The sequence below is a fragment of the Actinosynnema sp. CS-041913 genome (assembly GCF_050942485.1).
In the GTDB taxonomy this organism is placed as follows: domain Bacteria; phylum Actinomycetota; class Actinomycetes; order Mycobacteriales; family Pseudonocardiaceae; genus Actinosynnema.
Genome location: NZ_CP192037.1, coordinates 3575309 through 3598435, shown reverse-complemented (window position 1 = coordinate 3598435; position 23127 = coordinate 3575309). Strand labels below are relative to the sequence as shown.

General features: G+C 68.4%; 25 protein-coding genes, 4 tRNA genes and 3 pseudogenes. 13 read left to right on the top strand and 19 right to left on the bottom strand.

The window, feature by feature from the left end; genetic code table 11:
• Positions 1-139: 139 nt before the first annotated feature.
• Positions 140-2350 carry an ATP-binding protein gene (locus ACQPZF_RS17220; protein ID WP_433272741.1) on the bottom strand — a complete coding sequence of 737 codons (2211 nt, stop codon included), beginning with the start codon at positions 2348-2350 and terminating at the stop codon, positions 140-142.
• A gap of 316 nt (positions 2351-2666) precedes the next feature.
• Here ACQPZF_RS17220 and ACQPZF_RS17215 point away from each other — a divergent pair, with 316 nt between their 5' ends.
• The 3 genes from ACQPZF_RS17215 to ACQPZF_RS17205 all read left to right on the top strand — a co-directional run bounded on the left by ACQPZF_RS17215 (position 2667) and on the right by ACQPZF_RS17205 (position 3858).
• Complete coding sequence (locus ACQPZF_RS17215; protein WP_433272739.1) at positions 2667-2975, top strand: hypothetical protein; 309 nt, start codon at positions 2667-2669, stop codon at positions 2973-2975.
• Between the two features lie 90 nt (positions 2976-3065).
• Complete coding sequence (locus ACQPZF_RS17210) at positions 3066-3509, top strand: hypothetical protein (RefSeq protein WP_433272737.1); 444 nt, start codon at positions 3066-3068, stop codon at positions 3507-3509.
• Positions 3510-3546: 37 nt separating this feature from the next.
• A complete protein-coding gene (locus ACQPZF_RS17205) occupies positions 3547-3858 on the top strand; it encodes a hypothetical protein (protein WP_433272736.1) in 312 nt (103 codons plus the stop codon).
• Between the two features lie 332 nt (positions 3859-4190).
• Here the strand turns inward: ACQPZF_RS17205 and ACQPZF_RS17200 are convergent.
• From ACQPZF_RS17200 to ACQPZF_RS17185, 4 genes are all read right to left on the bottom strand, one after another.
• Positions 4191-4262, bottom strand: a tRNA-Val gene (locus ACQPZF_RS17200).
• A gap of 50 nt (positions 4263-4312) precedes the next feature.
• On the bottom strand, positions 4313-4759 hold the full coding sequence (locus ACQPZF_RS17195; protein WP_433272734.1) for a TIGR02611 family protein: 447 nt from the start codon (positions 4757-4759) through the stop codon (positions 4313-4315).
• The gene (locus tag ACQPZF_RS17190; RefSeq protein ID WP_433272732.1) at positions 4756-5499 is read right to left on the bottom strand and encodes an anti-sigma factor; all 744 of its coding nucleotides are present in this window, start codon (positions 5497-5499) and stop codon (positions 4756-4758) included. The genes ACQPZF_RS17195 and ACQPZF_RS17190 overlap by 4 nt, the downstream gene beginning before the upstream one ends.
• 56 nt (positions 5500-5555) lie before the next feature.
• Positions 5556-6194 carry an RNA polymerase sigma factor gene (locus ACQPZF_RS17185; RefSeq protein WP_433272730.1) on the bottom strand — a complete coding sequence of 213 codons (639 nt, stop codon included), beginning with the start codon at positions 6192-6194 and terminating at the stop codon, positions 5556-5558.
• Positions 6195-6440: 246 nt separating this feature from the next.
• On the opposite strand from ACQPZF_RS17185, the gene ACQPZF_RS17180 reads away from it, so the two are divergent.
• From ACQPZF_RS17180 to ACQPZF_RS17165, 4 genes are all read left to right on the top strand, one after another.
• The gene (locus ACQPZF_RS17180; RefSeq protein WP_433272728.1) at positions 6441-6866 is read left to right on the top strand and encodes an SsgA family sporulation/cell division regulator; all 426 of its coding nucleotides are present in this window, start codon (positions 6441-6443) and stop codon (positions 6864-6866) included.
• Between the two features lie 146 nt (positions 6867-7012).
• Positions 7013-7085, top strand: a tRNA-Gly gene (locus tag ACQPZF_RS17175).
• Between the two features lie 59 nt (positions 7086-7144).
• Positions 7145-7216, top strand: a tRNA-Cys gene (locus ACQPZF_RS17170).
• A gap of 1 nt (position 7217) precedes the next feature.
• Positions 7218-7292 (top strand) — tRNA-Val (locus ACQPZF_RS17165).
• Between the two features lie 14 nt (positions 7293-7306).
• Here the strand turns inward: ACQPZF_RS17165 and ACQPZF_RS17160 are convergent.
• The 7 genes and pseudogenes from ACQPZF_RS17160 to ACQPZF_RS17130 form a co-directional block, all read right to left on the bottom strand.
• Positions 7307-7666 (bottom strand): hypothetical protein, encoded by a 360-nt coding sequence (locus tag ACQPZF_RS17160; protein WP_433272726.1) that lies wholly within the window; start codon positions 7664-7666, stop codon positions 7307-7309.
• A 92-nt stretch (positions 7667-7758) separates the two neighbouring features.
• Positions 7759-8506: pseudogene (locus ACQPZF_RS17155) on the bottom strand (oligopeptide/dipeptide ABC transporter ATP-binding protein); the annotation flags it as partial.
• Between the two features lie 59 nt (positions 8507-8565).
• Positions 8566-8796 (bottom strand): annotated as a pseudogene (locus tag ACQPZF_RS17150) (SAM-dependent methyltransferase); the annotation flags it as partial.
• A 612-nt stretch (positions 8797-9408) separates the two neighbouring features.
• Positions 9409-10122: a helix-turn-helix domain-containing protein gene (locus tag ACQPZF_RS17145; protein WP_433272724.1), complete on the bottom strand. Its 714-nt coding sequence runs from the start codon at positions 10120-10122 to the stop codon at positions 9409-9411.
• Positions 10123-10128: 6 nt separating this feature from the next.
• Entirely contained in the window at positions 10129-10368 is a 240-nt protein-coding gene (locus ACQPZF_RS17140) for a hypothetical protein (protein WP_433272722.1), read from the bottom strand.
• Entirely contained in the window at positions 10365-10772 is a 408-nt protein-coding gene (locus ACQPZF_RS17135; RefSeq protein WP_433272720.1) for a hypothetical protein, read from the bottom strand. Before ACQPZF_RS17135 ends, ACQPZF_RS17140 begins: the two co-directional genes overlap by 4 nt.
• Positions 10773-10895: 123 nt before the next feature.
• Positions 10896-11426, bottom strand: coding sequence for a hypothetical protein (locus ACQPZF_RS17130; protein WP_433272718.1), 531 nt, complete (start codon positions 11424-11426; stop codon positions 10896-10898).
• Positions 11427-11551: 125 nt separating this feature from the next.
• Between ACQPZF_RS17130 and ACQPZF_RS17125 the strand changes: the two genes are divergently transcribed.
• Entirely contained in the window at positions 11552-12118 is a 567-nt protein-coding gene (locus tag ACQPZF_RS17125) for an RHS repeat-associated core domain-containing protein (protein ID WP_433272716.1), read from the top strand.
• 189 nt (positions 12119-12307) lie between these two features.
• Positions 12308-12601, top strand: a complete 294-nt coding sequence (locus ACQPZF_RS17120) for a hypothetical protein (RefSeq protein WP_433272714.1) — start codon at positions 12308-12310, stop codon at positions 12599-12601.
• A gap of 76 nt (positions 12602-12677) precedes the next feature.
• On the opposite strand, the gene ACQPZF_RS17115 is transcribed toward ACQPZF_RS17120, so the two are convergent.
• Positions 12678-13316 carry a hypothetical protein gene (locus ACQPZF_RS17115; protein WP_433272711.1) on the bottom strand — a complete coding sequence of 213 codons (639 nt, stop codon included), beginning with the start codon at positions 13314-13316 and terminating at the stop codon, positions 12678-12680.
• A 54-nt stretch (positions 13317-13370) separates the two neighbouring features.
• Here ACQPZF_RS17115 and ACQPZF_RS17110 point away from each other — a divergent pair, with 54 nt between their 5' ends.
• The 3 genes from ACQPZF_RS17110 to ACQPZF_RS17100 all read left to right on the top strand — a co-directional run bounded on the left by ACQPZF_RS17110 (position 13371) and on the right by ACQPZF_RS17100 (position 16803).
• Positions 13371-15614: an NACHT domain-containing protein gene (locus ACQPZF_RS17110; RefSeq protein ID WP_433272710.1), complete on the top strand. Its 2244-nt coding sequence runs from the start codon at positions 13371-13373 to the stop codon at positions 15612-15614.
• A 90-nt stretch (positions 15615-15704) separates the two neighbouring features.
• A complete protein-coding gene (locus tag ACQPZF_RS17105; RefSeq protein ID WP_433272708.1) occupies positions 15705-16451 on the top strand; it encodes a hypothetical protein in 747 nt (248 codons plus the stop codon).
• A complete protein-coding gene (locus ACQPZF_RS17100) occupies positions 16399-16803 on the top strand; it encodes an integrase core domain-containing protein (RefSeq protein ID WP_433272706.1) in 405 nt (134 codons plus the stop codon). The genes ACQPZF_RS17105 and ACQPZF_RS17100 overlap by 53 nt, the downstream gene beginning before the upstream one ends.
• 241 nt (positions 16804-17044) lie before the next feature.
• Here the strand turns inward: ACQPZF_RS17100 and ACQPZF_RS17095 are convergent, their stop codons facing one another.
• From ACQPZF_RS17095 to ACQPZF_RS17080, 4 genes are all read right to left on the bottom strand, one after another.
• Positions 17045-17557 (bottom strand): hypothetical protein, encoded by a 513-nt coding sequence (locus ACQPZF_RS17095; RefSeq protein ID WP_433272704.1) that lies wholly within the window; start codon positions 17555-17557, stop codon positions 17045-17047.
• A gap of 95 nt (positions 17558-17652) precedes the next feature.
• Positions 17653-18978: a hypothetical protein gene (locus tag ACQPZF_RS17090; protein WP_433272701.1), complete on the bottom strand. Its 1326-nt coding sequence runs from the start codon at positions 18976-18978 to the stop codon at positions 17653-17655.
• Positions 18971-19654, bottom strand: a complete 684-nt coding sequence (locus tag ACQPZF_RS17085; protein ID WP_433272699.1) for an ATP-binding cassette domain-containing protein — start codon at positions 19652-19654, stop codon at positions 18971-18973. Before ACQPZF_RS17085 ends, ACQPZF_RS17090 begins: the two co-directional genes overlap by 8 nt.
• 133 nt (positions 19655-19787) lie before the next feature.
• Positions 19788-20165 carry a hypothetical protein gene (locus ACQPZF_RS17080; RefSeq protein ID WP_433272698.1) on the bottom strand — a complete coding sequence of 126 codons (378 nt, stop codon included), beginning with the start codon at positions 20163-20165 and terminating at the stop codon, positions 19788-19790.
• Between the two features lie 383 nt (positions 20166-20548).
• Between ACQPZF_RS17080 and ACQPZF_RS17075 the strand changes: the two genes are divergently transcribed.
• Entirely contained in the window at positions 20549-20938 is a 390-nt protein-coding gene (locus ACQPZF_RS17075) for a transposase (protein WP_433272696.1), read from the top strand.
• Between the two features lie 88 nt (positions 20939-21026).
• Here ACQPZF_RS17075 and ltrA read toward each other — a convergent pair.
• Together ltrA and ACQPZF_RS17065 are read right to left on the bottom strand one after the other, a co-directional pair.
• Positions 21027-22094 (bottom strand): annotated as a pseudogene (ltrA, locus tag ACQPZF_RS17070) (group II intron reverse transcriptase/maturase); the annotation flags it as partial.
• 33 nt (positions 22095-22127) lie between these two features.
• The gene (locus tag ACQPZF_RS17065; RefSeq protein ID WP_433272694.1) at positions 22128-23120 is read right to left on the bottom strand and encodes an IS630 family transposase; all 993 of its coding nucleotides are present in this window, start codon (positions 23118-23120) and stop codon (positions 22128-22130) included.
• Between the last annotated feature and the right edge of the window lie 7 nt (positions 23121-23127).

Here is a 23127-nt window from a genome sequence, read left to right as displayed (position 1 = left end):
AACCTGGCGGTGGGATGCGCCGCGGCCGCCTCGCCGGCCTGGACGAACGGCACGGTGCGCCGGCTACCTCACGGCCGTCGGGCGCTCGTCCTCGGCTGCACGGTGTGATAACCCGACGATCGCCCTGCTCACCGGCCGCCTACCCGCGCTCGGGGTTCTCGGGCGCGCCCGGCTCGACCGGCTCCGGCGTCGAGTCGAGTTCGTCGAGTTGTCGTTGGACGCGTTGGGCGTCGGTGCTGCGGCCCAACTGCCGGTACAGCCGCAGGGCCTGCTGCCAGACCGCGCGGGCTTGGTCGTGTTGGCCGAGGGCGGCGTGCGGGTGGCCGAGGCGGTCGAGGGTGCCGGCGGCCGTGACGGTGTGGCCTCGGCTCCGGCGGAGGGTGAGGGCCTGCCGGTAGTGGTCGATGGCCTGCTGGTGGTGGCCGGTGCGGTGGTCGATGAAGCCCAGGCTGTCCAGGGCGGTCGCCTCGCCGGCCGGATAGGCCTGGCGGCGATGCAGGGTGAGGGCTTCCTGGCAGTGGGCGCGGGCGGTGTCGTACGCGCCCAGGCGGGCGGCGCACCAGCCCACCGCGTTGAGCGCGTGGGCTTCCCAGACCGGGTGGTCGAGGGTGCGATAGAGGTCCAGGGCGTGCCGGGCGCATTCCAAGGCCTGCCGGTCGTCCCCCCGCCGTTCCCAGGCCCACGCGAGGGTGAGGTGGGTTTGGGCCTGATGGGTGGAGTCGTGGTGGTGTTCGGCCAGGGCGAGCGCCCGGTGCAGGTGTTCGAGGGCCTGCTCGTGCCGTCCCAACTCGGCATAGGCGCGGCCGAGGTTGCGGTGGGTGCGGACGTGGGTGGTCGGGTCGGGCAGGTGCGCGACGGCGTCGGCTGCGGCCCGCCACACGGCCAGAGCGTCGTGGCGGTGTCCCTGCCAGTCGTGGAAAGTGGTCAGGGCCCAGGCCAGTTGCCACACGACTTGGTGTCGATGACGGGTGGCGCCGGTGTGCTGGGCGGCCAGCAGGCAGGCGTGTTCGGTGCTCAGCCAAGCCAACGCGGCCGGGGCGTCGGGTAGCGGGTGTGGGTGCGCGCCGGGTGCGGGTGGGTCGAGGGGGGTCGTCGTGCGGTGGGGGTTGAGCAGGCGGTTGGCGGCGTGGGCGGTGTGCAGGTAGAAGTCCACAACTCGTTCCAGTGCCGCGTCGCGCAGATCCTCAGGCAGGTCTTGTTGGGCAGTGGTGGCCGCGTAGCCGCGGATCAGGTCGTGCATCGCATACCGGCCGTGCGAGTCCCGGTGCAGCAGGGACGCCTCCTGCAGGGCACGCAGCACCCGCCCGGTGCCCGCTGGGGAGAGGCCGGTGAGGCAGGCGACGGCCGGCGCACCGATGTCCGGGCCGGGTGCGATCCCGAGCAGGCCGAACACCCGTCGTTGCTCGGGGGTCAGCGCCTGGTGGGAGGTCGCGAGCACAGCGGTCAGGCTGGCCGTCGGGTCGTCGTCGTCCAGCGCGCCCACGCCGAACTCGCGCAGTTCCCCGGCCAACTGCGCGAGCGGCAGGCGCGGGTTGGTGTGGGCACGTCCGGCCAGGAGTCCCAACGCCAGCGGGAACCCCCGGCACAGCGTGAGCAGGTCCGTCGCCGCCCGCGGTTCGGCTGCCAAGCGCTCCGCTCCCAGCCGGCGTTCCAGCAACGTGCGGGCCTCGGTATCGGTGAGCACGTCCAAATTCAGGTGGCGGGCGCCGTGCCGGGCGATCAGACCGCTGAGGATCCGACGGCTGGTGACCAGCACGATGCAGGACCGGCCGCCGGGAAGCAGGGGAACGACCTGCTCGGCGGTGGCGGCATTGTCCAGCACGACCAACATCCGCTTGTCCGCGACCAGGCTGCGGTACAGCGCGGCCTGCGCCACCAGCTCGGTCGGGATACGACCGGGATCGACGCCGAGGGCGTCGAGGAAACCCCGCACCGCCTCTCCCGGAGGCATCGGCCGTTCGGTGGGGCTGAACCCGCGGAGGTCCACGAACAACTGCCCGTCGGGAAACCACTCCGCCCGCGCGTGGGCCCAACGCAGCGCCAGCCATGTCTTGCCGATCCCGCCCGCCCCACCGATCGCCGAGATCACGATCGTCGCCGCCGTTCCCGCGCGCGAGCCCGCATCGGCCTGGTTGTTCGGGGAGGAAGCGGTCAGAGCACGGTCCAGCTCGGCCAGCTCCGTGCCCCGCCCCGCGAACACACCCGGCGCGGCGGGCAACTGTCGGGGCACCCCCAGCACGGGTGGTGGCGGGTGCAGGTGCACGTCGCCGTGCACCACACCGGCCTGCACCACACCGCCCGCGGTCCCGGGCACCGTGTTGTGCACCCGCAGCCCGTCGCTCCGGTCCACGGGTCCGGAATCGTGCGCCGGCTCCGATTCAGGCGTCGTCACTCAAGAGCACTCCCCGCATCGGCTTCGCCACTGGCGAATCGAGCGTTCCAGCCCCACCCCTGAGCCAGGTCGGAATCAGACGAGATTCACCTGTCCGCGCCATCCCACTGCGCACAACGTCCGAACTCGCGGCCGAGGAATTCGTATTCACTGCGACTCCGCCGTCCACCACGCCACGGCGCCTCATCCGCCCGCGCACCGAGCGCGTCACCGCCGAAGAAACGCACACCAACGATCGGACGATCGTCCGGTCACGAGCCTCGCCGACGAGCAGGTGACCTCACCGCTCCCCAACTTCGACAACGCGGTGTCGGCGGTGTTGCACCTCATCGGCGTCAGTCCGGTGTTGATCGCCGCCGTGCTGCTCGCATTCGCGTTGGAGTCCTGGTACTCCAACGCCAAACGCATGGCACGAGCCGCCGTCGTCACCTCCGGTGCGGTGCGACGGGGAAGCGCCTGGGTCGCACGGCAACGACCGGCGCAGGTAGCCGCCACCCTCCTCACGACCGGCACGGTCCTCGCCGCCCAGGCGATCATGATCCGGGTCAGCTACGTCGGCGGCAGCATCGTGGCGACACCCTAAGACCACGCGCGTTGGCAGATCCTGGACAACGCCTACGGCGCATCGCCGCTGTCGTTCATCGACCCGGAGTTCCTCTCGCAATTCCTTGCCGTGGACGCGATCTCGGTGTCGTACGTGCTCGTGACAACCGTGCTCATGCTGCCGGCGTACCGAAAGGCCGCCCCGACGGCGTTGTACTGGATCCTCGCCACCACGCCGTACTGGATCCTGCTGTTCGGCAGCATCGCCTTCGCGACGCTGTCGCTCGTGTTCGACCTGGCCTTCTTCTTGCTGTACCTGCTGATCCCGGACCCCTGGGATTGGCGGTTCACCGCCGAGGTGCTCCAAGCCCCTTACCTGGCGATCACACTGGTGTCCGCGCTCTACTGCGCCATCGCGCTCGCAGCAATCGGCGGCCCAGGTGCCGTGCGCGACTCCTGGACGACCCAGGCAGACACGTCACCCGCCGGCGACGGCCACGACCACCAGCGAGTGACGTCTTCGGCGCAGGCTGCGCCAGCCTGCCCAAGGAAGCAACCGACGAAGGCCCCCTGACCGGGATGGCCGACGACCCCGTCACCACCGTCGCAAGGTGCTGTGCGGCAACGTTCCCACGGCCAACGCGACGGTATTCGTCATCGACAAGGTCCTCAACCAGCCGAGCCGCCCCCAGAACCGCCGGTGGTCGGATGCGACGCCACCCGACCACCGGCGATCCCGCCGGACGCCGTGCCGACGCCACCACCATCCGACCGCGATCCGACACCACAGCGGCGAACCGTCCAACTCGGCCGACCACAACTCGCCCGCCGGCCCGACCGCGAACTGGCGCGGGGCCGCCGACTGGTCGCCCGGTGCCCCCGGTGGGCCGTTGAACGCCGGCAGCAAGAACATCGACGCGTAACCGCTCAGCAACTCGGACCGCCGAAGACCCGGCCGCGCCACACCGACAAGACCTGGCTCACCGAAGACGACGTCCCGGAAGTGCTCCAACACAAGCGCATAGGCCACAAGTTCCGCAGCGTCATGGCGTCCACTCCCACGTCACCCGACCCACGCTCGACACCATGCGGCAAGGACGGCAGGACCGGTGGGAGCAATGCGCGAGCGGAATACGGTGACCTCTTCGGAGCGGCAATTGAGGTCAAGATCACTTGCCCCATTCTGCTGCCACCAACGATCAACGGCCCGCAGACGAAGTTCGTCTACGAGCCGTTGACCTGGTGAAACACACTGTGGGCGATACTGGGATCGAACCAGTGACCTCTTCGGTGTGAACGAAGCGCTCTCCCGCTGAGCTAAACGCCCGTATTTAGTTCCCCCGCCCCGCTCTCGCGGTGCGTCGATAGCTTACAACATCACCCCTTCGATCCAAAAATCGGGCTCTCCAGCCACGCCCACTCCAGTCCGAACCACCCGCCGACCAGCGCGAACGCCCCGAGCAGCCAGCACGTCAAGGCGACCACCAGACCGGTCGCGGTGAGCACCAACGCCTTCACCAAGAGGTTCTGCCGCTTGAGCCACTCGACCCACGCGTCGTAGTACCCCTTGGCGAACCGCAGCACACGCCCGGCCCACTCGAACTCGGTAGCCAGGATCGCCAGTCCCGCGAACACCACCAGCCAGCCGGGACCGGGGTACGGGATCATCAGGATCCCCCCGACCAGCACGAGGCCGCCCACCACGCCCACACCGACGCGATAAGTCATGTTCAGCGCCGGGTTGCGGCGGAACCAGGCGCGGTAGCCGCTCGGCTTGGCGGCCTTATCGCGGTGCTCGGTCTTCATCAGCCCATCATCGCTCATGCGGCGCCCACCTGACCCAGAGCGACGACACTCGACGGCTTCACGGGCATTTCCCTCCCCTGTTCCAGCGAGATCGCGAACTCGCTGTGCTTGTGCGCGTCCGGTGACCAGGACAACAGCCGCACCCGATGGTCCTCCGCCGACACGTCGAACGTCGCCAGCGGAACGGGCGCCTGGGTGCTCCTCCCCCACACGACGTACGTCTGGTCCGTCGCGTTGTTGGGCGCCAGCTTCATCTCCATCACGGCGGCCCGGTCGCTGCCGGACAGCACGATCGCCACGGGCTCACCGCCGGTCGGCGACCGCATCACGGCCCGGTTCGTGTCCGGGCTCGCCGCGAGCAGCAACGCCTCGTTCAGCTCCCTGTTCCGCTGCTCCTGGACCGCCACCCGGTCGTTGAGCTGGTTGAACCGCACGCCGGCGACGCCGACCGCGACCAGCGCCACGACCACCGCCGCAGCGGCGAGCAGCCGGCGCCCGAGGCCGCCGGTCGCGCGCCGCCGGTGGCGCTCCAGCGGGACAGGCGCCGCCACGGGCCGTTGCGCCACGTGCTCCTGCGGGGTGTGCTCGACGGCGTCCATCAGCCGCGCCCTGAGCCGCGGGGGCGGGTCGTACTGCCGCACCGAGCCGCCGAGCATCGCGGTCACCTCTTCGGTGGCCCGAACCGCCTTCCGGCATTGCGCGCAGCCGGGCAGGTGGGCGCGCAACCGCGCCTCCTCGTCCGGTTCGAGCGAGTGCATCGCCCAACCGACCGCGAGCTCTTCCTGAGGGCACCGGTCGTCCCTCCGCTCCCCGGTCACCGATGTGCTCCCGTCGTCTCGCCGCCGGTCTCCCCGGCCCAGGCCGATCGCAGCGACGTCCGCAGCCTGCGGATCGCGGCGAACGTGCGCGACTTGACCGTGCCCAGCGGGATCCCGGTCAAAGCCGCGACTTCTATCTGCGTGTAGCCGCCGAGGTAGGCCAGCGCGATCACCTGCCGCTGGTCTTCCGGCAGCCGGTTGAGCGCCTCCCGGACCTCCGCGCCGACCACCCCGGTCAACGCGGCGAGGTCGGCCCCCTCGGCGGGGGCGACGTCACGTTCGGACACCTCGTCGGTGAGCGGCACGTTCCGCCGACGCTGCGTGTTCTCCCGCCGCACGGCGTCCACCGCCCGGTGGTGCACGACGGTCATCAGCCAGGTGCCGAAGCCGCCCCGTGCCGGGTCGTACCCCGCGGGGTTGCGCCAAAGGGCCAAGAACGCCTCCTGGACGACGTCCTCCGCGAGGCCCGGATCGACGCAGATGCGCCGTGCGAGCGAGTACGCCGGCCGGGCGTAACGGTCGTACAGCGCCCCGAAGGCGACGCGGTCACCAGCGGAAACCCGCTCGACCAGCGACGCGTCGGGGAGTCGCCCGTCGGGCTCGGGTCTGGGCGCCGGGGCAGGTCCGTCAGCCACCAGAGATGTCCTCACGTCCAACATTCGCGCAACAGCCGGTACCGGGTTCAGGTTAAACCCAGCAAGATGTGGTGCGGCGCGGAACTGTGTGGACACGGAACGCAGCGGGGTGGTAGCCCAGTGGAGTTTGATGGGCCCGAACGGGTGATAAAACCCTCGATGTCGAGCGTTCCTCGCCACATACACGTCACAAAGTAGAGAGCTCGGTCGTTTCCTGGACCGGGAAGGGAGAAGAGGTTAACGACAATGCGCAATGATCACGTGACGCTCCGCTCAACAGCGGTCTTCGACCTGCTGGCACCGAGGACCCCGGCCGTGCCGGTGCAGGTGGAGCTTCGTTATGACACGAAAGACCCGTACGCGGTAGTGGCCGCGTTCCGGACCGGCCGAGCCGGTTGGGTCGAATGGGTGTTCGCCCGCGACCTGCTGGCCGACGGCCTGATCGCCGACGCGGGAGACGGCGACGTCCGGATCCGCCCGGCCACGGACGACCCCGAGGTCGTCGTCATCGAACTCAGCTCGCCTTCCGGCCACGCCATGTTCGAGGCGTCGGCGCAGGAACTGGCCGACTTCCTCGACCGGACGTACGACGTGGTCGTGCCCGGCAACGAGCACCTGTGGGTGGACGTGGACGAGGCCCTGACTCACCTGATCACCAACGATCTGACCTGAACGCGCAGGTGGCAGGCCTGCGCGGGGCTGCGGGGCACCCCGATTTGATCCTGCGGAGGGGGATGTAATAAAGTTCCTCCTGCACCGGGGAAGACCGGAACCGCAAGCCCCAAAAGGGCAAACAGTTCCCGAAATCCACGGAGTATGCGGATGTAGCGCAGTTGGTAGCGCATCACCTTGCCAAGGTGAGGGTCGCGAGTTCGAGTCTCGTCATCCGCTCGGCAGAGGGCCCCTTGGGCTCAGGCCAGACTTCCTGGTGCTAGCCTGCAGGAACTCATGGCGGAGTGGCCGAGTGGCTTAGGCAAGGGCCTGCAAAGCCCTGTACACGGGTTCGATTCCCGTCTCCGCCTCGGACGATTAGCTCAGCGGGAGAGCACTACCTTGACACGGTAGGGGTCACTGGTTCAATCCCAGTATCGTCCACCAGCGAACTACGCAGGTCAGAAGCCCGGTCGTCGATCTTGAGGCCGGGCTTCCTGCATGTCGTGCAAGATCAATGGAGACGATCCGGAGATGACCAGCCTCGACGGTAGTGCTCGTGCGCCCTCCACCACCGGTCCCAGGTGCGGGAACCATCCGATGATTCGGGCCAACTCGTCGTCGTGGAGCGCCAGGAGCGACGTCACCCAACGGCTCTCCAGCGACTCGCGGATCTGCTCCAGCATGACGCTCGTCACATGGTCGTAGACCCTGGCGACGCCCTTCATCTTGTGCCCGAGCCTGGCGCGGCGAGCCACTTCCGGAATCCCGTCCTCCACCATCCAAGTGGAGTGGCTGTGCCGCCCCTCGTGGAAGGTCAACCACGGCAGGATCGCCGGTGTGTGATCGACAGCACCGGGCCGCGCGGGGTTGCGGCCACCCCACGCCGGTCGCCAGAACCGTTGCCGGAAGGGCAGCCCGGCGGTGGGGCGGTAGGGCTGGGCAGGTCGCCGGTCAGGATGATCCGCTCCCGGCGGGCCTCGGCCTCGGGGTCGGACACCGGCACGGCGGACATCAGCGACCGGGTGTAGGGGTGGCGCGAGTCGCGGTAAAGCTCGGTGGACTCCGCCTCCTCCACCAGCCAGCCCAGGTACATCACGCCGACCGTGTCGCTCAGGTGTCAGACCACGGCCAGGTCGTGCGCGATGACCAGGGTGGTCAGCTCCAGCGATTCCTTGACGTCCTCCAGCAGGTTCACGATCTGCGCCTGCACCGAGACGTCCAGCGCGGAGACCGGTTCGTCGGCGATGACCAGGTCGGGCTCCAGGATGATGGCCCGGGCGATGCCGACTCGCTGGCGCTGACCGCCGGAGAACTCGTGCGGGTAGCGGTGTTCGGCCGAGTGCGGCAGGCCGACCCGGTCGAGTGCGCGGAGCACCTTGTCGTGCCATTCCTTGCGTCCGGCGGGCACTTTGTGGGCCCGCAACGGCTGTTCGAGGATGGAGCCTACGGTCTGCCGGGCGTTCAGGCTGGCCATCGGGTCCTGGAAGGCCATCTGCATCCGCCGCCGCAACGGCCGCAGCGCGTGCTCCTTCACCGCCGCCGTCGGTCCCGTCGAACACGACCCGGCCGCCGGCGACGGGTTCCAGCCGCAGCACTGCGCGCCCGAGACTGGACTTGCCGCAGCCGGACTCGCCGACCAGCCCGTAGGTCCGGCCGCGCGGCCGGTCGAGGTGTGCACATGACGAACGCCACCCAGGCCCGCACCTAGATCGAGGAACTGATCGATTCCGGCGGTGAGCATGTGCAGCACCGCGCGACGCACGAAGGCGCGGCTCTCGCGGATGAACACGTCGTAGCGCGGCGCCAAGGCCATGATCGTGTCGGCCACCGCACGGTCGGAGGCGAAATTGTGTCCGCCACCGAGCAGGTGGTCATAGATCCGGGACAGTGAAGGAACGTTGACATCGACCGGCGCGGCCCGCTCGTGTACGACCTTCTGCGTCGTCATCACCGTGCCGTTCTCCCCGCCCCGGCCCATACTCACGAGCCCGACTCGTCGCGCACCCTGGTCGACTCGGGCAGGCCGACGGGTAGCGGTTCGTCCGCTGCCTGAAGTCGACCGAGTCGATTGGTGTCGGCGATTAGACTGGCGGTGGGAAGATCCGAACCAGAGCGGGACCAGGGCGCTCGTGAGGCGTCAGTGGGGCGGCATCCCGCCTGAGCATCCCATTTACCGCTGCCGTGATCACTCGTATGAGTGGCACCGAGCGCGGACGGTAGAGCTGGGCGGGCCACTTCTGGTCAAAGTACGCTTCGGCAGCGCGACGGAACTGCGCAAATCGCTTCGAGCGCTGCGGCGCACCATCTATGCCGCCCAACGAGGTGCTCGCCACCTGAAGCGAAGGCACGGCGATGCCCGGTGTTGACGCGAACTGGTGCCCGATCGGCAGCCGTTCCAGCCCGGACCAAGCCGCGGCGGACGACGAACCCTACGGCGACCTCGTTCCCCACCGCGTGGGCGGCAGCCGACGCGAGGTAGGGGGTCACGCTGTGATCAACAGCCAACTCACCTCCAGCACGGCTGGCCTTTTCCCCGCGACCTGCACCAACCAGCGGGGACCTAGTAGTTCCGGAGGACGTCGTCCGGGTCGACGGGGCCCCAACGCTCGGGCAGGCGGTCGTTCTCGGGATCGGGCGCGCGATAAGGAGCCCAGTCGTCGCCGTAGAGGTGATCACGGCGCTGCTCCTGCCGCTTGACCCGCTCCCAGGCGGACTCCCAGACGGTCAGCTCCTCGTTCCGCACCCCGCACGCCTCGACAAGTGCCATCACCACCCTGCGCGTGGGTCGGGCGCGACCGGCCAGGACTTCATACAGCGTGCTCCGCGCGACGGCGTACCCCCCGCCCCGTTCGGTTTGCAGCTCGCGCGACTTCTGCTCGACGTCGCGGAAGCTCAGCCCGGACTGCTGGTACAGCAGGCGCATCGCCTCGCGCAGTTCGGCGGCGTCCACCACCAGGTCGGGGCGCGGGGCGCGGAAGTCGACCCGGCCACCCCCCGCCCTCGAAGCCTGGAAGATCCGCCGCTGCGCGGTCGCCCACCGCCCCCGCGCCTCGTGCACGTCGGCGCCGCAGGCCCTGGCGTACGCCTCGACGTGACGGTAGTCGGGGAACGTGGTGCCCGACGCCGCCCTGCTGAGGGTGGACTTGTGCACACCGACCTTGGCCGACATCTCGTCGTAGGTGAGCCCGGCGCGGTCGCGCAGTCCTCGCAGCCAGAGGGCCAGGTCCACCAGCGGGCTCCCGTCCGATTCCAGCGGGATCTCCCGACGTCCCACCTCCGCTCACCTCCTGCGCGCGATCGCCGCGGCGATCACGTGCACTTGGAGGGCAACGCCCAAGGCCCCGGCGCACGCGATGCCGATGAGCGTCGCGATGTCCCCCAAAGCGACGCCGACAAGGTGCAGCGCCGCCGACGTGGCCACGAACAGGACGATCAACACCGTCACCCTGCTCGCGATCCGGTGAAAGTCCGAGTCGGCGTTCTCGTTCCGCACCGCTCCGCGCGTGCTGTTGCGATTCATTCAACACCCCTGTGATGGATTTCGCGACGAATGGCTTGACCGGGATCGAGGATGGCCCTCACCTGCCGGGCGCGTCCACTCGCCGAGCCCGATTGTTCCACTTCGTCCGCCTCCCGGCCTGCAACAATCCGCTCGGTGAGCCGACTTCGACGCGACCGGGCGGTAGGCGTCTTTCCGCAGGTGGCAGCCTTGTTCGCTCGACCGCAGGCCGCATGCCCGAAGTCCGGGTGTCCAGATTCAGCAAATGTGCCCTGCGTCACATCAGCGGTCAAGCGTTGCGGCTGCACCGAGAACAGCGCCTGCCCGTCGGCGGCCCAGCGCCCCACCGGGGCCAGAATCCGAACAGCCAGCGCGACAAAAGAACCGGTAGCGCGCCGCAGCACCGAACCGAGCACGTGCACCACCGGTCAACTAATGGACAACTTCCACCCGAAAGTGGTGGTCCCATAACTTGATGCACGGCCTCCGCGATCCCCTACCAGCTCGGGTTCGCCCCGGGGCGCGGAGAGGCGGTCCTTGAGCTGCTTTCAGTACCTGGGTTTCTCGTACGGCGCGAAGGTGAAGTGCCGGTACCCGGTGCGTTCGACCAGGCGGGCGAACGCCACCGCCGAGCCCAGATGATAGGCGTCCTCGTCGTCGCTGTTGACGGCGTCGGCCTGGGTGATGTCTTGCAGGATGGCGAAGTTCCGGCGCAGGGCGGCCTGCGGTCCGGTGCCCTCGCGCTCGATCAGCGCGCGGATGTTGGCCCAGTCCCGGCTGTCCGCCGAGCCGACCGACAGCTCGACGCGGTCGACCGAGGACCGCACCCTGGGTAAGCGCAGGCGTTGCGGCCAGTCCGCCTCGCCGTACGTAGGCGCCCTCGGCAGTGACGACGCGCTTGTCGTTGAGGAACAGGGCGCCGTCCTCGTGGACGGGTCCACGACCACGCACGTGTTCACCCACACCGCGCTCGGCACCAGCACGGTGACCGCGGGCGGCACCCAGGTCAGCGTCGCCCGTGACCCGGACGGGAGGCTGGTCACCGAGAAGGCCGGGACTACCCGGTACAACGTGATCACCGACCACCAGGGCAGCGTCCTTGGCCTGCTGGACTCGGCCGGGACCCTGGCCGCCACCTACACCTACAACCCGTACGGCGGGACGACGGGCACGGGTGCGGCGGGCGTAAACCCGTTCCGGGTACGTGGTCGGCTACACGCTCAAGGGCGGGCTGTCCCTGTTCGGCCACCGGTACTACAACTCGGCCGGGCGTCGCTTCACCGCGCCGGACCCGACCTACCAGGAGCGCAACCGGTACGCCTACGGCAAGTCCGACCCGATCAACAACACCGACCCCATCGGCGCCTACAGCACCGACGACTTCGAGGACGACCTCGGCGTGGTCGCCAACTTCGGTGGCGCGGGCGCGGCAATCGGCGGCGGGGTCGGCCTGATCGCGTGCGTGGTGGGCCCGGTCGGGTGCGCCACCGGCGCGGGCGTCGGTGCCGGCGTCGGGCTCGGCGCGGTCTCCGGTATCGCCCGCGTGCGGCACGGACTCCCAGCCGGTGCCTCGCACATGGGCCACAGGTGCTGTTCGACTGCGGGTGGCCTCCTTGGACGTGAGGATCGGTGGATCGGCCGGGGCAGTCGTTGCTGTTGGCAGGGAGGGGCGACTGCGACTTCGGTGTTGCGGTGGGTTGGGGCGGCTGGTGGCTCGTCCACATCCAAACCGGGCTTGCCTCGTCGTGTCCGGGGCACGATCGACCGGTGATCCTCAGCTCCCGCTGTGCAGACCTCGGCGCTGGCTTCGTCGGACGCGCAGGTGATCAAGCCGAGTCCTTCCAGGAACAGCAGGACCTTGCGCGGGCGGTGCGTTGTCCCGGCCGGCAGCAGTGACCGCAGGTCGGCCGGTTCCGCCGGGCACACCTTCAGCGGTGCGTCGAGCGGCTTGGAGTGCTCGGTGGCCCAGCGCAGAGCGGCGTCGGCGGGGGCGGTGTGGTTCGCGGCGACCACGGCGGGCCTGGTCGTCTCCTCACCTCGGGTCCGCGGTCAGCGCGCGGCGCAGCCGGCTGTACTCGGCGCATCACGGCACTGCTTCTTCCTCGACACCGCTCGCCTCGGCGGGGATCCCGTCGACCCGTTCGCGATCTTGTGCACAACCCCGATGCTCGCCCGGCGGCGGTGCTGGTGGCAGTGGCCAAAGTCCTCAGCGACCAGGGACCAGCGGGAGTTCCGGAAGTCGAAGGTGATCTGAGCCATTCGGGGCACTGCGTCAAGCCGTCACTTGCCTGTCGAATGCCAGACTGGTTCGTTCGGACTGGAAGCCGCCGTCAGATGTCGGTGGAAATCCGCACAATTGCGGCGGGCACGCTCTCCAGTTTTACCGATCCCCTGCGCGACCGGGAATCGCCTTGGGGCATGATGCTGCGATGGCAGGGATCGAAGCGGCTGTCGGCCGCGCTGTCGGCCAAGCCGGAGAAAAGCTCTTCGGGCTGGCGAAGACGCATCAGCAACGCTTGGCGCTCCGCAAAGGCGCACGGACCTTGACGCCGGTGGCGGTTGCCGACGACCTGATCGGCCAATTGGACGGCAAGGAGGTAGGACGTCTCAACGACTACCTGCGCTCGCCGGCGTTCGAGGAAACCGTTCTTCGGTACATCGTCGGTTACGCCACGAAGCAGTCGCCGAGGAACTTCGCGGCGGACATCCGAGCAGAGGTCCGCCTCGATCTGAAACGGTGGACCGGTTTGCGCCCCGACCTCCTCATGATCGCCGTGGATGTGATCGTGGATGCGGTCGCCGCGGGTGCGGACTGGTGCTTGGACCGCCGCAAGATTTCCGAACTCGACGCCACCGCGGCGCGTGCGGTCGCGCACCGGACGGCTCTCGCCGCGGCGAGTTCGCGCCTGCTGGGGCTCATCGGCGGCCTGACGAAAATCCACGAGTTCGCGGACCAGATGCGAGCGCAAGTCGCTTCCGTGCACCGCCACATGCGCTTGCCGCATTTGGGCACCAGTCGCTCTGTGCCGTACGCCGAACTGTACGTGGCTCCGGTTCTGCGTCCGGAACAGGAGAACTCGCGAGCGCCGCTGTTGGAGGAACTGCTGATGCCGGGGCGGCGGTCGGTGGTCCTCGGCGATCCGGGAGCGGGCAAGTCCACGCTGGTCGCGAAACTAGCTCATGACATCGCAATCGACGGAGTCTCCAGCGCCAGGGATCGGGTGCCGTTCCTGATGGTGCTGCGCAACTTCTCCAAGGCTTTCCGCAAGGGCGGCCGGGGGCTCGCATACCACCTGGAGCAGATCTGCGCCGATCCCTACAACCTCGTGGTGCCGCCTGACGCCATCGAGTACCTGCTGCACAACGGCCGAGCCGTGGTCCTCCTCGACGGTCTGGACGAACTGGTGAGCCCGGAACTGCGGCGCAACGTCGTTCAATTGGTCGACGGCTTCGTGAGCCGGTACCCGCAGGTCACGGTCATCGTCACGGCGCGCCGGGTCGGCTACTCGGACGCGCCGCTGGACCCGAGCCTGTTCGCCGTCGGAGGGGTCTCCCGAATGACGACGGCCCAGGTCGCGGAGTACGCCCGCCGGTGGTTCGCGCTGGACGAGGCCACGGCCGCGAGCGACCGCGGGACGATGGCCGAGTCGTTCCTGGTGGAGAGCGAGCAGGTCTCCGAACTGCGGGCGAACCCGCTCCTGCTGGCCTTGTTGTGCGCGATGTACTCCAGCGAGCACTACATCCCCCGCAACCTCGCCCAGGTGTACGAGCGCTGCGCGGTGATGCTGTTCGACCGCTGGGACTCCATGCGGGGCATCGCCATGCCGTTGCAGTTTCAGGGCCGGCTGCGGGGAGCGGTGCAGCACCTGGCCTGGAAGCTCTTCAGCGCGGAGGAATCCGGCAAGGCACTGCCGAGACACCAGATCGTCCGGCTGCTCGTGGAGCACCTGGTGACCAAGAAGTTCGACGAGGACGAGGCGATAGGCACCGCGGAACAGTTCCTGGAGTTCTGCGCCGGGCGGGCCTGGATTCTGACCGATGTCGGCGCCACGGAGACCGAGCCCCGCTACGGGTTCACCCACCGCACCTTCCTGGAGTACTTCGCCGCCGAGCACCTGGTTCGGACCAACTCGACCGCAGAGCGCCTGTGGACCGCCCTGTCACCGCGAGTGGCGGTCGGGGAGTGGGACGTCGTCGCGCAGATCGCGTTGCAGCTCTTCGACCGCAACGTCGACGGAGGGGCGGAGGAGGTTCTCCGACTGGTGCTCGACTCGGTCGTCGGACTCCCGAGGCAGGCCGCCTGGTTGCGCAGTTTCGCCGCGAGGGCGCTCGCCTACACCCAGCCCGCGTACGACGTCATCCGGGACATCGCCGCGATCGCCGTCCGGTCGGCCGTCGAGGGGGAACCGGAGGACCGTTTCCACCCCTGGGTCGGCGAGCTGACGTTCGAGGAGATGCGTGCGCGCGACGATGCGCTGCACACGCTGATGTACCGGAGTGCCCCTGGCAACCTGGAGGCGTTGCGCAGGGGCGTGGCCGCCGAGCTGGACTCGGAGATCCGTGCCGGCAACGAATCGGCGTGGCTGCTGCTGTCCAACCTCCAACGCCACCTCATCGGCGCCGACGAGCGCCGCGTGCGAGCGTGGACCGAGATCCAAGGGCAACTTCTCGACCGGCACAAGCGCACGCTGTCCAAGTGGCACAGACGCAGTCCTTGGTGGGGGATCGCGGGCAACGCCGACCCCGCTCAACTCGTGAAGCAGTTCGGCGCACAAGTGCTGTACCTCGCCGACGCCATCTTGACCGGGTCGCGGCGAGCACTCGCCGTCCGGATCGGAGATCTGCACGCCGGCGGGCTGCACGTGGACTTCACCGCGCTGTGCGCCCTGCTCATGAAAGCGCCCCGACCCTGGATCGACCCGGCCTGCTGGCGTCCGTCCGAGAACCGCGATTTCACCACCGCCGTGTACCGGCACGGACAGGGTGTCACCGCCGCGTCGTGGAGCACCGTACCGGCCGACGCGCTGGCGCTGGTGTTCCTGCCCTACTCGGAACTTCATGCGTCCGGCGTGCCGGACCTGAGCATTCCTGATGTGGCCATCGTGGAACACCTGACCATGGCCCGTGAGGCCGGCGCTCCTCACGCCAAGTTGATGTACTCGATGGAGGCGGGCGGGGTCGCCTGGGAGACGCAGGCCTTTCTGGTCGCGTGGGCCCGAGGGGAGTTCGACGTTGTGCCTGCCGGAAACCTCATCCATGCAGGTTGAAGCTGTGCTTAGCGTGAAGGATCGAAGGGGCTCCTGGGTGCGGGCCGCAGGTCCGCAGCGCCCTCGGCTAACGCGGCATGATGACCGGCCATGCTGCTCCGACTGGCCTACCTGGGCATGACCAATGCCTTCGCACTGCTGCGCCTGCTGCCCGTGAGCGACCGGGACAAGGACGTGGAGATCCTCGCGCTACGCCACCAGCCCACCATCCTGGAACGGCAACTGGGAGACGCCCGTCCACGGTTCTCCCCCGGCGACCAGGCATTCCTCGCGGCACTGCTGCACCGACTCCCGGTGCAAGCGCTTCGTCGACTCCGACTACTGGTACGCCCGGAGACGATTCTGCGCCGGCACCGAGACCTCCTCGCCCACCGCCACGCAGCCGGATCCCGCCCCAAGCGGGCCGGCCGACCACGAACCATCCGCTCAATTCGACTCCTGGTGCTACGTCTGGCGCGCGAGAACCCTGCCTGGGCCTACCGCCGCATCCACGGCGAACTCCTCGTACTCGGCATCAAGGTCGCAGCCTCCACCGTCTGGCGGATCCTCCAGGACGCTGGGATCGACCCTGTTCCCGAGCGCACATCGACGACCTGGGCGACTTTCCTCCGCTCGCAGGCCGACGCTCTACTGGCCTGTGACTTCTTCGAGACCCGTACGTTGAGCGGAGCCCGGCTGTACGTGCTCACGGTGATCGAGCACCGCCAGCCGCCGGATCCGCGTCCTCGGCGCCACCCCACACCCGACCGCATCCTGGGTCACCCAAGCCGCCAGAAACCTCGTCATGGACCTCGGAGACGACGGCCGACACGCGCGGTTCCTGATCCGCGACCGTGACAGCAAGTTCCCCGCCCTGCTCGACGCCGTCCTCGCCGACGCGGACATCCAAGTCGTCCTCACCGGTGTCCGGTTCCCGCGGATGAACGCGATCATGGAGCGCTGGATCCGCAGCTGCCGACGGGAACTGCTCGACCGAACGCTGATCTGGAACCAACCGCACCTGCTCCACGCGCTGCGCGAGTACGAGCACTTCTACAACACTCACCAGCCCCACCAAGGCATCGCCAACGCCAGACCACTACAACCACTGCCACAGCCAGCCACCCATCAAGCAGCCGCCACCCGACTCGACATCCGCCGACAACAACGACTGAGCGGAATCCTCAACGAATACCACCACGCCGCCTGACCTGCACGGACGACATTCCCGGCAAGCACAAGGTCCGGTCTTGTTCCCAGTCCTCAACTCGTTGGCCAACGCGTCCGCGGTGCTCCCGTCTCCGACAGGTTTACCCAGGGGTGCCGGAGGCGCAGGTAGGCCTGGTCGGTCGTCCGTAAACTGGTCCGAGAGGTGGATGTCGTCGGATCATCGGGGTGACGAGGCCACCGGATCCTGACCGGCTCTTCGACCGCAGTCGTGTACCGGGAGTTCAGTCGGTCAGTCGGCGTGACCACCGGGTGGCTCCACGAGTGCGGCCGTGCACGACCAAAGCCAGCAACACCACCGAGCTCGCCACCGTCCAGTGTGTCTCCGGCCCCGGGTACCCCGTGACCGGCAGGACGCCCTGAGCCTGCGGGGCCAGGTGATTCACCACTCCGCACCCGAGGTAGAGCACCAGCGTCGTCCCGCCGGCCAGCGCCGGCCCCAGCACGGGGCCAAGGCAGAACGCGATCCCGGCGAAGACCAGGTAGTTGGAGACCTGCCAGGACCACGGAACACCCGGCGGCAGCCGCGTCGATCCGAACAGGACGATCACCATCGGCAGCAGGATGCCCGACATCGCGCAAGCCACCGACACCAGCGACGCACGCCGGGTGGCCACCCGGTCCCATTCCCACAGACGTGGCCGCAGCACGGTGGCGGTGACGACGGCTCCCACGACGGCGCACAACTCCGGGAACGGCAAGCGGTTCTGCGGCACGGCGGCAGACAGGTGGATCACGACGGCACGGGCTCCCAGGAGAGTGCTCAGTACGCTGAGCACGACCGTCGCAGCCACGAAGAGGTAAAACGACCTCGATGCCAGCACAACGCGGATCATCGGGTGGGCAAGCTCTCCGGTGTCAGGGTGCAGCCCGCGATCCGGTCGTCGTTCGCGGCGATCCACTCCCGGACGGCGGAATCGGGCAGACCGGCGAAGGCGTTGTGCGATCGGACTGTCCCGGCCAGCCAACCGCCGAGGTCGTCGGCCATCCGGACCGACTCCGGGTCGGCTGCGCCGCCCAGTCGACGGCAAGCCCCGGAGCCGGACAGGACGTAGACCGCCTGGACCGGCCGGGTCTCCGTGGGGTTCTGGGGTTGGATCGGGATCCAGAGGACGGTGTCGGGCGCCTCCGGCCGCCACTCGTCCGTTCCGTCGACCGGGCGTCCACGCAGGGCTTCGTCGTAGACCCGGGTGAACGGCGCGGGCCTGCCGTACCGCTGCACGGCGGCGTCCGTGGCGGCCACCAGGAGGTCCAATCGGGAGCGATGTCCCCCGTGCACGCAGTACTCGACTCCGCCGGCCGCTCGACACACCTGCGGCACTTCGGCCTCGTAGGCGAACAGGGCGGGCTTCGACAGCAACGGCGGCACGGCCAACACGGCGGGCAGGAGCAGCGGCAGCAGCGCGTCGGCCCCGCGGAACCGACCGCTCACGCGGTGCCGACGCAGCAGACCGACGGCAGCCCACACGACCGCGATGGCGGACACCGTCAGGAACGCCAGCCGGTAGACGACGAAGGGAGTGGACTGCACGCTGCCGAGCACGGGCGTGATGTAGAGGACCGGAACCAGTGACGAGAACGTGTCACCGCTGCTGCCCACCACGGCAGCGCCGAACAGCAGCACGAAGGACAGCGGTGCGGTCAAGGCGGTCCGGGTCACCGCACCGACCAGGTAGCCGACAGCAGTCGCCAAGGCCAGGCCGAGCACCCCGGTGAGCATCGCACCTATGTCGGGTCCACCGTGCTCTGCATCGGACACTGTGACGACGACCAAGGGCAGGAGTCCGAGCAGGTATGCGGCCACGAACACGCCGATTAGCAAACCCAGGTGCTGTGCGACCGTCTGCCGGCCCGCGCGTGCGGCGGAGGGAAGCGCGAAGACCCGTGACGGCGGCAGCAGACGTCCGGCAAAGTACGTGGCCGCCGCCGCCGCGATCGGAGCCGTGAACACGTTCTGCTGGTGGAACTCGGCGGAGGTCTGCACCCACTCCTGGTAGGGCCACGACCGCATACGAGCTGTCGCGGCGACCACCACGCCGATGATCGCCAACGCGGGCAACAAAACGGGCCAAGCGCCCAACGGAGAGCGGAGTCGGGCCCTGGGGAAGGCGGCGGTGCTCTCCGGCCGTGCCGGGAAGGTCGTGCGGAGGTCAGTCACGGTCGGCCCCCAGCTTCGCGACCAGCGCGTGGTACGCACGCTCGAATGGCGAGCCCAGCACTCCCGGAGAGGCCGTGCTGTCGACCAGATCGGTCAACTCCGCTTCGGTCCCGTCGAAGACCAACCTGCCCTCGGCGAGAACGCCGACCCGTTGGCACAAGTGGGAAATGTCCTCGATCAGGTGCGTGGACAGCAACACCGTCCTGGTGCGCCCGATGTCGGCGATGACTTCCCGCAACCGCATCCGCTGCGCCGGGTCGAGCCCCACTGTCGGCTCGTCCAGCACCAGCAAGTCCGGTTCGTGGGCGAGCGCCGCCGCCACACCCAACCGCTGGCGCTGCCCGCCGGACAACGTCCGAACGCGAGCAGCCGCCAGGTCGTCAAGCCGCACCGCCGCCAGCGCCCGAACCGCCGCCACAGCGCAGTCGACCCTGTCCACGCCGTTGACCCACGCTGCGTAGGCGACGGTGTCCAGCACCCGCATCCCGCCGACCAGGGAGAACCGCTGCGGCACGAAGCCGATCGCACCCGAGGTGGCGCCCTGGAACCGAAGAACGCCGGAATCCGGTTGCTCCAACCCGACCAGCAGGCTGAGCAACGTGGTCTTACCTGCGCCGTTGGGGCCGAGCAGCCCGGTCACCCCGGTGCCGACCACCCAATCAACCCCGGACAACACCGGTTTCTTGCCATATCGAAACCGGACATCATCGATGACTATTCGCACGTATGGGCGCCGCTTCTGCTCGGTTGACCTGTCGAACAGTGCCTCGTGCGGCGCGGACCCGGTCCGCGCCGCACGATCTGTCATCCTAGCAGGTCTTCGTTCGACCGGATTCGAGCTCGTTGCCCGACGAACTGGTGGTCCAGGTGTAGTAGTCGTCATATCCGGCACAGGCGCCGTCTACACTGACGTTGCCGTTGCCGAATTCTGTCCTGGTCTCGGTACCGTGGATGGTGTCGGGCTGGAAGGGCCGGTCCTTGGCGATCCGCACGGTTAAGGTTACCGTGCCGCCGCAGTCCGTACGGCTACCGACACCGCGAATCGTGCCGTCGGAGATCCAATACGGGCTGTCCGCGCCGAGTCCACAGGCCTGCAGGTCAGGTGCGCCCCACGCGGGAGCAGTCAGCGCGACTCCCGCGGCCGAGAATGCCGTGACCAGGACCGCGCCGATGACAAGACGTTTCACGCCGCTCCTTTTCTACCACCAGAAGGAAAGCCAGACAGAACATCGAGTACTGGTTTAGGTAGAGTGTTCCGAGTGCCCCAGCGAATCTCACCGTAGCCAGGAACGACAATGAGTCGCGATCACCCAAACGAGGGATATGGTCATCACACCTCTGCGGAGTACCGGGATGCCACGGCCGTTCCTATCAACCGGTTCCCCCATCAGCAGTAATCTACTCCGACTACTCAGGCGCCTGTGCGCCCAATCCCGTCATGCATCGTCGGATGGGCGTTCTGGCGTGGCGCACGGCGCCCTCCCCATTCGCCGGACTCCACGGCCGGGTTCGGGCTGCCAGTGTGTGCACCGCACAGACCAGGGAAGAGTTCCTCGCGCCTTGACCCCGGATGTTGGACGCCAGACACACTTGGATCATGGTGGTCGGGGTGAACAGGAGTGCCGTTCAGATGGTGATGAAGCACTATCCGCCGGAGTTTCGGGCGGAGGCGGTCGGGTTCTACCGTTCCCGGTCGGGCGTGACGATCAAATCCGTGGCCGATGGCCTGGGCATCAACCACGAGACGCTGCGCAACTGGGTCCGGCTCGGCGACGCGCAGGGCACTGGGTCGCACTGCGGCCGGGAACGGCCCCGGCCTCGCCGGAGGACGAGAACGCCGCGCTGCGCCAGCGGGTCCGTGAACTGGAGGAGGAGCGCGACATCCTGCGCAAGGCGGCGACGTATGGTCGCCGGTCTCGGCCAGGATCGCTGCGGCACCCACCGCCGACAGACCTTATAGCCGCCGAGTAGCCCGGGGGGGTCTCACCCCCGGGCCCTCACAGAACCGTACGTAACAGTCGCCCGTTGTACGGCTATTGTCGCTCTGGTCACCAGACCGTGGGAGCGTGCGTGACCCAAGCCCAGTGGGCGAAGGCGCGCGGTCGTTTCCGGACGGCGTTGTTCCAGGCCTTCCGGGCTTTCCTACTACTCCGCAACCGTTTGTGCTTCCGGCGGACCCACCGCAGCAGATAGGCGTTGATGCGTTCCAGGAGGGGATACAGGGCGGATCGGTAGAACGCCCCGTAATGGTTCATCCAACCTCTGACGATCGGGTTCACCCAATCGGCGAGGTCCTTCGCGGTCAGGCTCGTGCGATGGTGCAGCCGCCACGACCGCACCTCGGCACTGATCCTCTTCAGGGCTTGCCTGCTGATCGCCGGTAGAAACGACAAGAACATCGCCCCGTCGTTCGAGCGGGCGGAACGTCGCCGGAAGCCATAGCCGAGGAAGACAAATTCGGTGTGTTCGTACGAGCCACGCCGGTTGTCGTCCTGGCAGTAGACTATCCAGGTCTTCTCCGGATGCAGCTCAAGCCCTACATGGGTCATCCGCTTCGTGATCTCCGCCAGCACATATCGGGCCTGACGTTGACTGACGCAGTGCACGACCACGTCATCCACGTAACGCTCGAATGGGACCGCCGGAAACACGCGAGCCATCCACAGGTCGAACGCGTAATGGAGAAACAGATTAGCCAGCACGGGTGAAACCGCGGACCCTTGCGGAGTTCCTCGATCTCGTTCCCGTAGAGTGCCGTCGGGTAGCCGCAGTGGAGCTTTCAACCAACGCTCCACATACAACAGTACCCACGGTTGATCAGTGTGCGCGGCGACCGCTTTCAGGAGCAGATCCCAGGGGACCGTGTCGAAGAACTTCCGGATGTCCAGATCGATCACCCAGTCGTTCTTCCAGCACCGTGTGCGGCACACCGCCGCCGCGTCGACCGAGGACCGGCCCGGCCGGTAGCCGTACGAGTCCGGGTGGAAGATCGGTTCGACCTTCACCTCGATGACCCGCGCTGCCACCGTCTGGGCAATCCGGTCCCCGACCGTGGGCACACCCAAAACTCTCACGCCTCCCACGGTCTTCGGAATCTCCACGGCACGCACCGGAGGCGGAAAATATTCGAGTCGAAGGTGTTCGGTTGCCTACATGGCGGCGTAGCGGACGTGCGGTGCCTGGAAGTAGCCGCGGACGATGTGCGGCTGGTGTTGGCGGCGGCGCAGGAAGCGGCGGGTCTGGTGGGCGAGTCGGTCGACGTTGTGGGCGCGGGAGGCGTTGACATTGCGTTTCAAGTCGGCGTTGAGCAGCTCGTCGGGGTTGAGCTCAGGGCTGTAGCCGGGCATGAGGTGCAGCTCGACCCGTTCGGCGTTGGCCTGCAGCCAGGCGCGGACGGCCCTGCTTCGGAGGACCGGGTGCCGGTCGGCGATGACGTGCACCTTCCGGCCCGCCTGACTGGCCACGCGGTCGAGGAACGCGGTGAACACGGCGGCGGTGAACCGCTCGGTGAACACGGTGAACCACAGCGCGCCGCGCGAGGCGAACGCGGACATGACGTTGACCCGCAGCCTTTTGCCGGTCACCCGCACCACCGGCGTGCGGCCCTCGGGCGCCCAGGACCGGCCGGGCGGTGCGGCGTCGGAGCGCAGCCCGCACTGATCCACCCAGGCGATCGCCGCACCCTCGGCCTTCACGCGTGCCTCGATCGCCGGATAGTCCTCGTCCAGCCAGGCGCGCACCGCGGCGGGCTGCTGCTCGTAGGCCCGCCGGGCCGGACGCTGCGGGGTGAACCCGTGCCGACGCAGCCACAACCCCACGCCCTGCTCGGTCATGTCCGCGCCGACGACCAGCCGGATCAGCTCGACCACCGCCTGGCGGGTCCACAACGGGCCGCCGATCAGCAACTCCTCGGGGGTGTAGTCGGCCATCGCGGCGAATAGCGTGCCCCGGTCTTCCGCGCTGATCAGTTCGGCGGGGCCCGGGCGTCCCGTGCGGGTCGCCAGGCCGTCGCGGCCGTCCCGTCGATAGGCGCGCCACCAGGTGCCCACCGAGCGCTCCGAGACCCCGAACACCTCCGCGGCCTGCCGATAGCCCTCGACCTTCCCGGCCTCCAACGCGGCCACCACCCGCAACCTCAGCACCTCACGC

Excerpts from the sequence above, each read along its gene's own strand:
- ACQPZF_RS17105 (WP_433272708.1), top strand. The coding sequence starts at position 15,705 with ATGCTGCTCCGACTGGCCTACCTGGGCATGACCAATGCCTTCGCACTG.
- ACQPZF_RS17190 (WP_433272732.1), bottom strand. The coding sequence starts at position 5,499 with ATGCACTCGCTCGAACCGGACGAGGAGGCGCGGTTGCGCGCCCACCTG.
- ACQPZF_RS17100 (WP_433272706.1), top strand. The coding sequence starts at position 16,399 with ATGGACCTCGGAGACGACGGCCGACACGCGCGGTTCCTGATCCGCGAC.
- ACQPZF_RS17195 (WP_433272734.1), bottom strand. The coding sequence starts at position 4,759 with ATGAGCGATGATGGGCTGATGAAGACCGAGCACCGCGATAAGGCCGCC.
- ACQPZF_RS17180 (WP_433272728.1), top strand. The coding sequence starts at position 6,441 with ATGCGCAATGATCACGTGACGCTCCGCTCAACAGCGGTCTTCGACCTG.
- ACQPZF_RS17140 (WP_433272722.1), bottom strand. The coding sequence starts at position 10,368 with ATGAATCGCAACAGCACGCGCGGAGCGGTGCGGAACGAGAACGCCGAC.
- ACQPZF_RS17075 (WP_433272696.1), top strand. The coding sequence starts at position 20,549 with ATGTTGGACGCCAGACACACTTGGATCATGGTGGTCGGGGTGAACAGG.